This window comes from Halopseudomonas salegens, assembly GCF_900105655.1.
Lineage (GTDB): Bacteria > Pseudomonadota > Gammaproteobacteria > Pseudomonadales > Pseudomonadaceae > Halopseudomonas > Halopseudomonas salegens.
Genome location: NZ_LT629787.1, coordinates 901,638 through 914,720, shown reverse-complemented (window position 1 = coordinate 914,720; position 13,083 = coordinate 901,638). Strand labels below are relative to the sequence as shown.

13 protein-coding genes are annotated in these 13,083 nt (G+C 60.0%); 8 read left to right on the top strand and 5 right to left on the bottom strand.

Annotated elements, in window-relative coordinates:
* Nucleotides 1-32 precede the first annotated feature (32 nt).
* Entirely contained in the window at nt 33-890 is an 858-nt protein-coding gene (gene nadC, locus BLU07_RS04155) for a carboxylating nicotinate-nucleotide diphosphorylase (protein WP_092384440.1), read from the top strand.
* Nucleotides 891-907: 17 nt separating this feature from the next.
* On the opposite strand, the gene BLU07_RS04150 is transcribed toward nadC, so the two are convergent.
* From BLU07_RS04150 to tesB, 3 genes are all read right to left on the bottom strand, one after another.
* The gene (locus BLU07_RS04150) at nt 908-1,903 is read right to left on the bottom strand and encodes an HDOD domain-containing protein (RefSeq protein WP_092384438.1); all 996 of its coding nucleotides are present in this window, start codon (nt 1,901-1,903) and stop codon (nt 908-910) included.
* Between the two features lie 89 nt (nt 1,904-1,992).
* Nucleotides 1,993-2,577 (bottom strand): HAD family hydrolase, encoded by a 585-nt coding sequence (locus BLU07_RS04145; RefSeq protein ID WP_092384436.1) that lies wholly within the window; start codon nt 2,575-2,577, stop codon nt 1,993-1,995.
* Between the two features lies 1 nt (nt 2,578).
* Nucleotides 2,579-3,442: an acyl-CoA thioesterase II gene (tesB, locus tag BLU07_RS04140; RefSeq protein ID WP_092384434.1), complete on the bottom strand. Its 864-nt coding sequence runs from the start codon at nt 3,440-3,442 to the stop codon at nt 2,579-2,581.
* A gap of 164 nt (nt 3,443-3,606) precedes the next feature.
* Between tesB and BLU07_RS04135 the strand changes: the two genes are divergently transcribed.
* Both BLU07_RS04135 and BLU07_RS04130 read left to right on the top strand, forming a co-directional pair.
* Nucleotides 3,607-4,527, top strand: coding sequence for a histone deacetylase family protein (locus BLU07_RS04135; RefSeq protein WP_092384432.1), 921 nt, complete (start codon nt 3,607-3,609; stop codon nt 4,525-4,527).
* A 36-nt stretch (nt 4,528-4,563) separates the two neighbouring features.
* Complete coding sequence (locus BLU07_RS04130) at nt 4,564-5,793, top strand: TIGR03862 family flavoprotein (protein ID WP_092384430.1); 1,230 nt, start codon at nt 4,564-4,566, stop codon at nt 5,791-5,793.
* A gap of 257 nt (nt 5,794-6,050) precedes the next feature.
* Here the strand turns inward: BLU07_RS04130 and BLU07_RS04125 are convergent, their stop codons facing one another.
* On the bottom strand, nt 6,051-6,869 hold the full coding sequence (locus BLU07_RS04125; protein ID WP_092384428.1) for an SDR family oxidoreductase: 819 nt from the start codon (nt 6,867-6,869) through the stop codon (nt 6,051-6,053).
* 136 nt (nt 6,870-7,005) lie between these two features.
* Here BLU07_RS04125 and dinG point away from each other — a divergent pair, with 136 nt between their 5' ends.
* The 5 genes from dinG to BLU07_RS04100 all read left to right on the top strand — a co-directional run bounded on the left by dinG (nt 7,006) and on the right by BLU07_RS04100 (nt 12,379).
* On the top strand, nt 7,006-9,138 hold the full coding sequence (gene dinG / locus BLU07_RS04120; RefSeq protein WP_092384426.1) for an ATP-dependent DNA helicase DinG: 2,133 nt from the start codon (nt 7,006-7,008) through the stop codon (nt 9,136-9,138).
* Between the two features lie 356 nt (nt 9,139-9,494).
* Nucleotides 9,495-10,667, top strand: coding sequence for a serine hydrolase domain-containing protein (locus tag BLU07_RS04115; RefSeq protein ID WP_092384424.1), 1,173 nt, complete (start codon nt 9,495-9,497; stop codon nt 10,665-10,667).
* Between the two features lie 84 nt (nt 10,668-10,751).
* On the top strand, nt 10,752-11,393 hold the full coding sequence (gene pdxH, locus BLU07_RS04110) for a pyridoxamine 5'-phosphate oxidase (protein WP_092384422.1): 642 nt from the start codon (nt 10,752-10,754) through the stop codon (nt 11,391-11,393).
* A 21-nt stretch (nt 11,394-11,414) separates the two neighbouring features.
* Nucleotides 11,415-11,900, top strand: a complete 486-nt coding sequence (locus BLU07_RS04105) for a DUF6231 family protein (protein ID WP_092384420.1) — start codon at nt 11,415-11,417, stop codon at nt 11,898-11,900.
* A gap of 2 nt (nt 11,901-11,902) precedes the next feature.
* Nucleotides 11,903-12,379, top strand: coding sequence for a YchJ family protein (locus tag BLU07_RS04100; RefSeq protein WP_092384418.1), 477 nt, complete (start codon nt 11,903-11,905; stop codon nt 12,377-12,379).
* Between the two features lie 107 nt (nt 12,380-12,486).
* Here BLU07_RS04100 and BLU07_RS04095 read toward each other — a convergent pair whose 3' ends face one another.
* Nucleotides 12,487-13,047: a hypothetical protein gene (locus BLU07_RS04095; protein ID WP_092384416.1), complete on the bottom strand. Its 561-nt coding sequence runs from the start codon at nt 13,045-13,047 to the stop codon at nt 12,487-12,489.
* Nucleotides 13,048-13,083: the final 36 nt, after the last annotated feature.

The following is a 13,083-nucleotide window of genomic DNA, read 5'->3' as shown; positions in this document are numbered from 1 at the left end:
TCGCGCCTCTGTCAGACCTGCTGGAGCCTGCCATGGCCAATATTAAACTCAATGATCTCTACGCCGTGATTGTTGCCGATGTTCAGCGAGCGCTGGCTGAAGATGTTGGCAGTGGAGACATTACCGCAGCGCTGATACCGGCCGAGCGCCAGGCCAGCGCCACCATCATCACCCGTGAAGCTGCAGTGTTTTGTGGCCGCGCCTGGGCTGATGAAGTACTCAGACAGGTCGATCCTGCCCTGTCAGCCAGCTGGCAGGTTGCCGATGGTGACAGCCTGGAACCCAACCGGGTGCTGTGCACGATAAAAGGCCCGGCGCGCAGCCTGCTGACGGCTGAACGCAGCATACTCAACTTTCTGCAGACCCTCTCTGCTACGGCTACACGCAGCCAACATTTTGCGGCTCTGGTTGCCGGTACCCCGGTACGTTTGCTGGATACCCGCAAGACCCTGCCCGGTCTTCGCATGGCCCAAAAATATGCGGTCACCTGCGGTGGCTGCCACAATCATCGCATAGGCCTGTTCGATGCATTCCTGATCAAGGAAAACCATATTGCCGCTTGCGGTGGCATAACTGAAGCCGTTGCTCAGGCCCGCTTGATGGTGTCGGGAAAACCGGTGGAAGTCGAGGTTGAAAACCTGGAGGAGATGCAGCAGGCGCTGGATGCCGGCGCCGATATCATCATGCTGGATGAGCTCAGCCACGCAGACATGCGCACCGCGGTAGAACGCTGTCAGGGCCGGGCCAAACTGGAAGCCTCCGGCGGCATTACCGAGGCCACATTGCGCAGCGTAGCGGAAACCGGGGTCGACTACATCTCGATCGGCAGCATGACCAAGGACATCAAAGCGGTGGATCTGTCCTTGCGCTTGACCATGGACAGCATCTGAACAGACCTGAGTGCGCCTCAACCGGTAAAACGGCGCATTTCACTCAGCATCAACGGATAATAGGTCTGTAGCAAGCTGCTGGCAGTAAATTCACCGGGCGCGGGCAGCTCTCGTCGGCCGTGCTGATGCAGGCAGTGCAGCTCACTGAGTCGCTCAGCCGCATACAGCTGCTGACTGGCGCACGTATCCGGCAAGCCGGTTTCAACCTGCAACCCCTGCAACACGTCCCCCACCCCATCCGGAAGCTCCCAGACACGGGCAACACCAACGGCCAGATCCCGGCTTGCCGACTGCCAACACTGTCGGAATTCACGACTCGATGGCGTTTGCTGACCATCGAACGCCTGATCAAGTACCCGACAGCCCACCAGGAGTCCGAGATTGGCTACCAGGCCGGCCAGATAAGCGACAAACTCGTCACTCCCTGCGTCATGAGCCATCGCCGCATAGAGCACGGCGGTTTTCTCGGATTGAGTCCACAGCAAAGGGCCTGCCAGGTTGCTGAAATGCCCCTTGTGGCCGGTAAACAAGGGTTTGATCAACAGATTGGCCGCCAATTGCCTCAAGCCTCGCTGCCCCAGAACCACCACTGCCTGCTCCAGGCTGCGAGCAGCACTGCTTCGGCGGTAATACGGGCTATTCGCCAGACGCATGACTTCGGTTACCGACACCAGATCCCGACCGATCAAATCCGCCAGTTCCTTGCTGGTGGTCTCTGGATCTCTGAAGTAACTCATCAAGCGGGGCAGAACACTCGGCATGCGTGGCACCAACTGAACATCGCCAAGTCCACTGTCGGCAAGACTGCGCAAACGCTTCAGCGATTTGTGTTCAAAGTGATTGAGCGCAATATCCTGCGGCGAGTGCACGCCCAGCACCAGTCCGAGAAAGGCTTCCTGAATCCGCTCATCCTCATCAATGGACAGTGGCGGCTGCGTGCTTGACCCGGCCCGTGGCATGGCAGACGCAGGCGAGTCATTACGGGTAAATAAAGCCAGCAAACGCTTGAACATGACAGGGAACTATCCGACGGCCAGAGCTTACTTGATAGCATAGTGCCTTGTTATGACCTATGCCTGTTTTCCCGTCGCCGACCACGGCTTCACTGCTGCAGAAAACGCAGCAGACTGCCACAGTCAGGCATATGCCAATCGGCCAGTGCCGGCCAGCTGTTTTCCGGATGAATCAGACAGGTATGGCAACCAGCCGCACGACCGGCTTCCAGGTCAAAACGAAAATCACCCAGCATTACCGCGTCGCGTGGCGACTGCTGCCAGCGCGACAGCAAGTCCAGAATGCCGCCGGGGCCAGGCTTGGGTTCGGCTTGATCACGGCCCAGAATGTCCTCAGCGGCAAAACAGTCAAGGACTCCGATCACCGCCAGGCTATCACGCGCTACCTGTTGCAGATTGCGCGTCAGAATACCCAGTTTATGACCTTCGGCGTGCAAGTGGCGAATCAACTCGGCAGCACCCGGAGCCGGAGAAACCTGCTGCGCCAACTCACGCTCGATTGCATCCAGTTCAGACTGCAAGCGCAGACGTTCTGCCGGGGCGCAGCTCTTCAGGTAAGCCAGGATATCGGCTTCGGCCGGAATACCCAGTTGCCGCCGGATAGCCGGAAAATCATGCTGTGCCAGGGTCAGTGTGCCATCCAGATCGAAGATCCAGGCCTGCAAACCATGCATATCAGCTGGACCGCTTGCGCATCAGCGATTCCTGGGTCACCGAAGCCACCAGCTCGCCAGCGCGATTGAAAATCTGCCCGCGAGACAGACCGCGCGAACCGCAAGCCGAAGGGCTGTCCATGGCATACAGCAACCAGTCATCCATCCGCAGCGGACGGTGATACCAGACCGAGTGATCCAGGCTGGCGACCTGCATGTCCTTGGTCCAGGACGAAATCGCATGGGGCAGCATGGCGGTGCCGAGCAAATGAAAATCCGAGGCGTAAGCCAGCATATAGCGATGCACCTGCGGGTCATCCGGCAAGTTGCCATCGGCCTTGAACCACATGTGGCGTACCGGCTCACCAGGCTGCGGATTGAACGGATTGAACATCTCGACCGGACGAATCTCGATCGGCTTGTCCAGCAGCACTTTCTCGCGCACCGATTCATGAATCAGATGCTGATACTTGCGGCTCAGATCAGTCTCATTAAGCAGATCTTCCGGACCCTGAACATCAGGCATTCTAGCTTGATGGGAATAACCCTCTTCATCACCCTGGAAAGAACAAATCAAGGTAAAAATGGGCTTGCCTTTCTGAATCGCCTGCACCCGGCGGGTGGTAAAACTGCCGCCATCGCGCAAGGGGTCAACCTGGTAAACAATCGGCAAGGTGGCATCACCGGCACGCAAAAAATAACCATGCAGTGAATGTACGTGGCGCTCATCTCCAACTGTCTGGCTGGCCGCCGACAGCGCCTGACCCAGAACCTGGCCACCAAACAGCTGCTTGAAGCCCAGATCCTGACTACCGCCACGGAACAGGTTCTCTTCAATCTTTTCCAGCGCCAACAGGCTGACCAGATCATCCAGCAATTGCGTCATCAGGGGTAATCCTCAGGTAAAACAAGACAATCGACATACAGATGCTAAAGGCGTCGAATTGTCGCAGATAGATACATTCTATCTACCTTTGCGGGTTGTCGCACACTTGTTCACCCAGCTGACTGCCACCCATACTCCACAGACCAGCAATGACGAGGGCCATAATGGATATTCCACTGGTTTATCATGCCGATTACAGTTTTTCGCTCCCGCACCGGCATCGTTTTCCGATGGACAAGTTCGCGCGACTGCACGACGTCTTGCGTGATACCGGTATCTTGCACGCTGGCAACCTGCACAGCCCGGAAAACTGCAGCCGTGAGCTGCTGGTCCTGGCGCATGCCCCCGATTACGTTGATCGCTTTCTGGACAATCAGCTGAGCTCGAAAGAACAACGACGCATGGGCCTGCCCTGGAGCGAGCCTCTGACCCGACGCACCACCCGCGCCGTTGGCGGCACCCTGCTGACCGCTGGACTTGCCCTGCGGCATGGCCTGGCCTGCCACCTCGCTGGCGGCACCCACCACGCCCATCATGACTTTGCCTCTGGCTTCTGCATCTTCAATGACCTCGCCATCACCAGCCGCTATCTGCTGGCTGCCGGTCAGGCACAGCGCATCCTGATCTTTGACTGCGACGTGCACCAGGGCGATGGCACCGCCCGCATTCTGGCTGATGACCGCGACATCATTACCGTATCCCTGCACTGTGCAGACAACTTTCCCGCGCGCAAGGCCGCCAGCGACTGGGATATCGACCTGCCACGCCAACTGGATGATGCAGGTTACCTGCAAACCGTCGACGACCTGCTCGGCTACCTGCTGCCCCTCTATCAACCTGACCTGGTGCTCTACGACGCCGGCGTCGACGTGCATCAGGACGACGCCCTCGGCCTGCTGGCCATGACCGATAACGGGATTGCCCAGCGTGACCGCGCCGTACTTGAGCATTGCCTGGGTCGCGACATTCCGGTTTGCGCCGTCATTGGCGGGGGGTATTCCGATGACCGCGCGGCCCTCGCACGCCGTCACGCCCTGCTGCACCAAGCCGCCCATGCAGTATGGCAAGCCCGGGGAATGGGGTAGACTGCGCCGATTTCCTCGTCCAAGGTGCCTGCACGTATGTCCAGCCCAGCTCCCGTAGTGATCATCGGCGGCGGCCCCGCCGGCCTGATGGCGGCTGATACCCTGAGCGCCGCAGGCACTGCAGTCGCGGTCTACGATGCCATGCCCTCAGTCGGACGCAAATTTCTCCTTGCCGGTATCGGTGGCATGAATATCACCCATGCCGAAGATTCCGCACACTTTATCCAGCGCTACTGCGAGGCCAGCGACTGGGCCGCCGAATGGATGCAGGACTTTGCCGCCAACGAACTACGCAACTGGATTCACGACCTCGGCATCGACACCTTCGTCGGCAGTTCCGGCCGCGTATTCCCTCGCGACATGAAAGCCGCCCCCCTGCTGCGCGCCTGGCTGCGCCGCCTGCGCGAACGCGGCGTCACCCTGCATACCCGCCACCGCTGGCAAGGCTGGGAGGGGGAGCAACTGCTATTCGACAGCCCACAAGGCCCGATCCGCGTCACCGCGTCCGCCACTATCCTCGCCCTGGGCGGCGGCAGCTGGGCCAGACTGGGCTCGGATGGTGCCTGGCGATCCTTGCTCGCAGAGAAAGGCGTCAACATCAGCCCGCTGCGCCCGAGTAACTGCGGCTTTGTGGCTAGCTGGAGCGAGCACTTGTCCAGCCGTTTCGCCGGCCACCCCCTCAAGCCCCTGATCGCCCGGGTAAAGGATGGCGATACATGGCTTGAACGCCGCGGCGAATGCGTGCTCACCCACGACGGCCTGGAAGGCAGCCTGATCTACGCCCTCTCCGCCCCGTTGCGCCAACAACTGGAAAGCGAGGGCCACGCCGACCTGCAACTGGACCTGGCCCCCGACCGCACCGCAGCCCAGTTGCTTACCGCCCTGAGCAACGCCCGCAAAGGCGATTCGCTGAGCAAACGCCTGCGCAGCAAAGCCGGCCTCGACCCTGTGAAGATTGCTCTGCTACACGAAGTCACCCCACCCGAGCAACTGCGCGACCCGGCAACACTGGTTCAGGCCATCAAACACCTGCACCTGCGCTTCAGCGCCACCCGCCCCCTCGACGAAGCCATCAGCTCCGCCGGCGGCGTCTGCCGCAATGCCCTGACCGAACACCTGGAACTGACAGCCCTGCCGAGGGTGTATTGCGTAGGGGAAATGCTCGACTGGGAAGCGCCGACGGGTGGCTACCTCCTGACCGCCTGCTTTGCCAGTGGGCGGCATGCAGCCAAGGAAATTTTGAAGAAAATTGATTTAGCAAATTAAACTCAGACGGGCAGCACAAAACTATGCTGGCGCGGTTACCAGCCGCCTGGTGCAGACCGTCGATGCACAGGGACGTGCATCGACGAGCCCCAGGGATGGCTCGCAGCGTGTCTGCACCAGGCGGCTGGTAATTGCGCCAAACACCAAGGCAGCAGGAATGCTGCCGTCGAGCTTACAGGGACGTATTCACAGCGTGTCCCGGCCGGCAGCACCAAGGTAACGCCCAGCGCACATGCAACAAAGCAATCCAAGAAGCCTTAACGAACCATCTTAATCCCCGACAACCGCGGCACCATCCAGCGCTCAAACAAACGTGGGAACAATCGCGCCAGCAAGCGTGCCCGCCAATCAACATTGGACAACACCAGCAAACGCTTGCGCTTCAAAGCGCCCAGATAAATATCGTCGGCAACATCGGTCGGCGAAGCCACTTTGAAGGGAGCACCGATGAACTGCTGACTGACCGAACCATCGCCGACCAACGCATTTCTGCGCATATCGGTCGCAGTAAAGCCCGGTGAAACCAGCATCACATTGACGCCCTGCTCGCGCACCTCCATACGCAAGGTATCAAACAGCCCGTGCAAGGCATGCTTGCTCGCATTGTAGGCACTGCGATTGAGCAAGGGCGCAAAGCCGGACAGCGAACTCAGTACGATGACCTGACCCTTGCGCTTGATCAGACTGGACAGAGCATAACGAGTGCAATGCAAGGCGCCATAATAGTTCACATCCATAATGCGCTTGAAGACGGCCATCTCGGTAGTGGCAAAGGCGCTGCGATGGGTAATGCCGGCATTATTGATCAGGATATCGATGCCACCAAACTGCTCCTCCACCTGACAGATCGCCTGCTCGCACTGCTGGTCATCCGCCACATCACAGTGAATCGCCAGCGCCTCGGCATTCAGCTTGTCGGCCAACTGCTGCTTGAAGGCGACCAGCGCCTCATCCTGCACATCCAGAATCGCAATCCGCGCCCCGCCCTGGGCAAAGCGCAACGCCAGAGCCCGACCGATGCCGGCACAGCCACCGGTAATCACCACCACCTTGTTATGAAATGCCTTGACCGCCATGGCCGACTCCGCCTGCTGATTGCTTGACACCTTGATTGCGTTAAAGAGTGCGCCAAAAGTACCAAGGCTGCAACCAGCCGGCTGCACCCGAGTACAACGCAAATGGTATGATCGGCGCTGATCTTCCGGAGCCCGCATGCTGAACGACGAACTCAAAAGCCAGATTCAGACGGCCTATCGCACCTTCCTCGAGAACAAGCAACTCAAGCCACGCTATGGCCAGCGGGTGATGATTGCCGAAGTCGCCAAGGTATTTGGTGGCATCACCCTCGACGAAGACGGTCGCCGCGACGGCGACCCTGCCATAGCCGTGGTCGAAGCCGGCACCGGTACCGGCAAGACCGTTGCCTACTGCCTGGCCGGCATTCCCATTGCCAAACACCTGGGCAAGCCGCTGGTGATTGCCACCGCCACCGTCGCCCTGCAGGAACAGATCGTGCTCAAGGACCTGCCGGACATTCAGCGCAACGCCGGGCTGGATTTCCGCTTTGCCCTGGCCAAAGGGCGTGGACGCTACGTCTGCCTGGCCAAGCTCGATCATCTGCTGCAAGACAACCAGGCCATGGCCAGTCGGCAACAGGGCTTTGCCGAAGAAGGCTTCAACCTGGCCGTCGACGAAGCGGGCCTGAAACTCTATACCCGCATGGTCGAAGCGCTGGCCAGCAACAAATGGGATGGTGAGCGCGACTCCTGGCCGGAAGCCCTGGAAGACCAGGACTGGTCGCGCCTGACCACCGACCATATCCAGTGCAGCAACCGCCGGTGCAGCCATTTCAATCAATGCGTGTTCTACAAGGCCCGCGAAGGCGTACAAAAGGTCGACGTCATCGTCACCAACCACGACCTGGTGCTGGCCGATCTGGCCCTCGGCGGCGGCGCCATCCTGCCCGACCCGCGTGATTGCCTGTATATCTTCGACGAAGGTCACCACCTGCCGGACAAGGCCATCGCCCACTTTGCCCACAATACGCGCCTCGCGGCCACCGCCGACTGGCTCGACCAACTGGACAAAAGCCTGAGCAAACTGCTGCTGCAAAACCCGCTACCCGGTGACTTTGGCCGCCTGCTGGAACAGGTACCCGCCCAGGCCAAAGACCTGCGTCCGCACCAGCAATTCATGCAACAGGCCATGGGCGAAGTCGCCGACTTTGCCAACAGTGAAGACTTTTCCGGGCATATTCGCCCGCAGCACCGTTTCGAGCATGGCCTGATACCGGATCATCTACGCGACATGGGCACCGAGCTGAAAGCCGGCTTTGGCCGCCTGAGTGACCTGTTGCAGCGGCTGGTCGACCTGCTGAAAGAAGCCATCGACGGCGAAGCCGTCGGCGTCCCCGAACATCAGGCCGAAGAGTGGTACCCGCTGTTTGGCGCACTGCAAGCGAGGGCTGCCACCAACTGGACCCTGTGGACGCAGTTCTGCCTGCAGGATGCCGAAGACAAACCGCCGACCGCACGCTGGCTGACACTGACCGAGGCCAACGACATCGACGTCCACGTCAGCCCGATCAGCGCCGCCGACACCCTGCGCCAATACCTCTGGCACAGCGCCTTTGCCGCCCTGGTCACCTCCGCCACCCTGACCGCACTCGGCCGCTTTGACCGGTTCAGCCACCGCGCTGGCCTGCCGAAAAGCGCCGTCTGCACCCTGGCACCCAGCCCCTTCCGCCATGCGGAAAAAGGCCTGCTGCGCATCCCCGATATTGGCGTCGATCCGAAAGACAACGCCGGTCACAGTGCCGCCATCATCAGCCACCTGCCCGACATTCTGGCTGGCTGCAGAGGAGCGCTGGTGCTGTTCTCATCACGTCGGCAAATGCTCGAAGTCTTTGGCGGACTCGACCCGGCCATGCGGGAAAAACTGCTGGTACAAGGCGATCTGTCCAAACAGGAGCTTATCCGCCAGCACCGCAAAGCCGTCGACGATGGGCACCAGAGCATTATTTTTGGCCTGGCCAGCTTTGCCGAGGGTGTCGACCTGCCGGGGCACTATTGCGAACACGTGGTGATCGCCAAAATCCCCTTTGCCGTACCCGATGACCCGGTCGAAGCGACACTGGCTGAATGGATCGAACGCAATGGCGGCAACCCCTTTATGGAAATCGCCGTCCCCGACGCCTGCCTGCGCCTGGTCCAGGCCTGCGGCCGCCTGCTGCGTACCGAACAGGACAGCGGCACCATCACCCTGCTCGACCGCCGGCTGGTGACCAAACGCTATGGCAAGGCGATACTGAATGCGTTGCCGCCGTTTCGGCGGGAAATAGAATAGTGAAACACCGGTTAATTGTTCCTGTGTCAGGTGGCCGGCAATACCACTTCGAGCAGAGGTGCATTGTTCTTGGCATTTTTTAGTAAACACTGATTAATTGCACAAATCTCTCGTAGCCCTGTTGTCGCTGACCAGTTCTGGACCGTTAGATGCCAGGGATGGCATCTACGAGCCCCCAGGGAAGGGTTTACGGCGTGTCCAGAACCGGTCAGCGACAACAGGGCTAGCGCACCCAAGTCACTTTAATCAGTGTTTACCTTGGAACGCGAATTCTGCACATTAGCTAGAAGGAGGAGATAGGCAATACCTCCATGCACCACCAATAAAATGAGTACCAAAACAACAACGGAGTAACCATGGCTGAAGTACAAGGGTATTTTGATCCGCGCTTTGAAAGCGTTCGCGCCTTGTTTGCCGAGCAACAAAGTGACGAACAGGCCCGTGGCGCCGCCCTCTGCGTCACCGTTGGCGGCGACACCGTGCTGGATCTCTGGCAGGGCGTAATGGACAAGGAAAACCAGCAGGTCTGGGAACAGGACACACTGGTCAACGTATTTTCCTGCACCAAGCCCCTCGGCGCCGTCGCCATCCTGCAACAGGTGCAAGCCGGCACACTCGAACTCGACGCCCCGGTAGCCAGAGTCTGGCCCGAATTCGCCGTCGCCGGCAAAGACCAGATCACCCTGCGCCAGATACTCAGCCACCGCTCCGGCTTGTCAGCCGTCAGCATCCCCTTGCCGCCAGAAGCCCTGTTCAACTGGCCCGCCATGACCCATGCGCTGGAACAGCAAACACCCTGGTGGCAGCCCGACAGCGCCCACGGCTACGCACCCGTCACCTATGCCTGGCTGCTCGGCGAACCACTGGCCCGGGCCAGCGGCGAAAGCCCCGGCGCCTACATCAACCAGCATATTTGTCAGGCCGCCGGCATGGACTTCTTTGTCGGCGTACCGGACAGCGACCTCGAGCGCATTGCCAGTGTGTCCCGCCTGCGCAACCAGTTTGGTGACGAGTATGCCCGCGCCCTGTTCATGAGCATGGGCCAGCCAGAGAGCCTGACCGCCAAGGCCTTTGGCAACCCGACCAGCATGATGACCAGCACCAACCGTACCGAATGGCAGCAAGCGGAAATCTTCTCCGCCAACGGCACCGGCAACGCCCGTTCACTGGCACGCTTCTGGCAGCTGATGGCCCATGGCGGCAGCCTGGACGGTGTGAGTTTGCTGGATAGTCAACTGGTCAACGGCATGCAACGCGAGCACAGCGCCGGCATGGACAAGACCTTGTTGGCCCCGACCCGCTTTGGCCTCGGCTGTATGCTGGAGCAAGACTATGAAGGCGGCGGCTATGGCATGGGGCCACAAGCCTGGGGCCATCCGGGGGCTGGCGGTTCACTCGGCTTCTGCGACCCCGAACGCCAGGTCGGCTTTGGTTATGTCACCAACACCATGGGACCCTATGTCTTGATGGACCCGCGGGCCCTCGCACTGAGCCGCGAACTGGCCCGCTGCCTGCAACAACTCGACTGAATTTGTCCGGCGTGAACTTGCTGCGGATCAATGCACCGACCGCAGCGAGTGCTAGCATTACTGCATAGACCAAGGAGAACCGGCATGACCCCATCCATTGCAGAGCTGCGCCGCGACTACACCCGTGACGGCCTCACCGAAAGCCAGGCCCCGGACGAACCCTTCGCCCTGTTTGCCGAATGGTTCAAGCAGGCTGTCGAGGTCGAATCCACCGAAGCCAATGCCATGATGCTGGCCACCGTCGATGCCCAGGGTCAGCCGCACCTGCGCACCCTGCTGCTCAAGGGCTTTGATGAGCGCGGTTTTATGTTCTTTACCAATTACCAGAGCGCCAAGGGCCAGCAACTGAAACAGCAACCCAAAGCTGCCATGACCTTCTGGTGGCACGACCTCGAGCGCCAGGCGCGCATCGAAGGCATTGTCGAACAGGTCAGCGCCGAAGAATCCGATGCCTACTACCACAGCCGTCCCATCGGTAGCCGTCTCGGCGCCTGGGCCTCACCCCAGAGCCAGGTGATTGCCGATCGCAGTGTACTGGAAGACCGCATTGGTGCCCTGACCAACGAGCACAGCGACAGCCCGCCGGATCGTCCACCGCATTGGGGTGGTTACCGCCTGGTGCCCAACCTGATCGAATTCTGGCAGGGCCGCCCCAGCCGCCTGCATGACCGGCTGAATTACCGCCTGGTCAACGGCATCTGGGTGCGCGAACGCCTGGCGCCCTGAACCCATCTTGCCGGAGCCCCCATGTCGAATTCCCCGACCAGCGCCCTGCTCGCCCTGCTGGATCACTACCAGCCGCAACGCCTGCTGTGCGTGAGTGTCGACCCGATTCCGGCAGCACAGGCCTATGCCGCAGCGCATCCTGATACTGAGGTTGTCCATTGCCGGGAAGTACCTGTACCCGAGGTCTGGCAACAGCAGCGCTACGATCTGGCGCTGGTCGCCGAGCAACTGGAGATACTCGACAAACAACGGGCTACCGAACTGCTGGCCGGCTTGCGCAATTTACTGGTCAACCGCCTGGCCGTTCTGGTGGATCTGAACCTGGCCAGCGACTGGCAGGAGAAAGATTTTTTCGCCCTCGCCATGCAGCGTCAGGGACACTTCCAGCAAGAGGAGCGCAGCCTGCACCTGTTCAGTTATGATCTGCAGGATTACAAACAGGTACCGGACTGGTTGAACGCCAAATATTGGGCCAATCCGGAGCTCTTTGGCAAATACTGGTGGTAAGCGTGACCCCGACGGCAACATCCCCCTGCCCCTGCGGCAACTCCAGACCTTATGCCGACTGCTGCCAGCCGTTGCACCAGGGCCACGAAGCACCCAGTGCCGAGCGCCTGATGCGCTCACGCTATTGCGCCTACACCCTTGGGCTGGTTGATTATCTGGTCAACACCACGTTGCCCGCGCAACAGGCCAGCCTGGATCGCAAGGCTATGCGTCAATGGAGCAGGCAAAGCCGCTGGCTGGGGCTGGAGGTAGTGGACAGCGAGGCGGATAGCCCGGAGAGCCAACAGGCCTGGGTGCGTTTTATCGCCCGCTGGCAGGACCCGAACGGCGAACAGCAGGCCCATGAAGAACACTCGGAATTTCGTCGCGAGCAGGGCCGCTGGTACTTTGTCGACCCGAATAACCCACTGAAACCCGGCCGCAATGCACCTTGCCCCTGTGGGTCAGGCAAGAAATACAAGCAGTGTTGCTTGCAATGAAGGAAAGACTAATCAAATCGCCTGAGTGCACCAGCGCCACCCCGGCTGCTATGGTTTTGCGCGATTAATCAGCCTTGCCTGAAAAGGGAGCCCGGGAACAGGAAAGATTACTTGTCTTGCAACTTCAAATGGCTGGTATCCGGCACATCTGCAGTCTGGTCTTTCTTCATCTCACCCATATCGCTGCCTACCGGCGCCAGGCTTAGCGCGGCCAGATCAATATCCAGTGGCGTGTAATCACGGTATTGCTCCTGCAGATCACTACCGACCGGCGCAATATCGTAGTCCGGCGCGTCCACCTCGGTAAAAGCAGCCATAAAACTGTCCCGCGGCTCCAGCTTGCTGCCCTTGCTCGCAGTCCCGGCGGATTCCTCAGCAGACTCTGCCGACGCAGGCGCCTCAGACGCAGGTTTGGCCGTCGGTGCAGCGTCCGTTTCAGATGCCATTGGCTCAACCACGCATACAGCCCCGGCGCGTTCAATCGCCTGGCGGTATTTATCCGCCGTCGCCGCATCCAGCCCCTGTTTGATGACAATTCGCTTACCTGAAAACAGGCGCTCCAGGTTGCCGTCTGACAACTGAAACAGCTGGCCCACCGCCGATCGCGCCAGCTCGGCATCGACTCCAGCCTGAATCTCACCCTGAAAAACCACCTGAAACTCTGCCATTTTCCTTCTCCCTCGCGGAAACCCGAATCAGGGCCT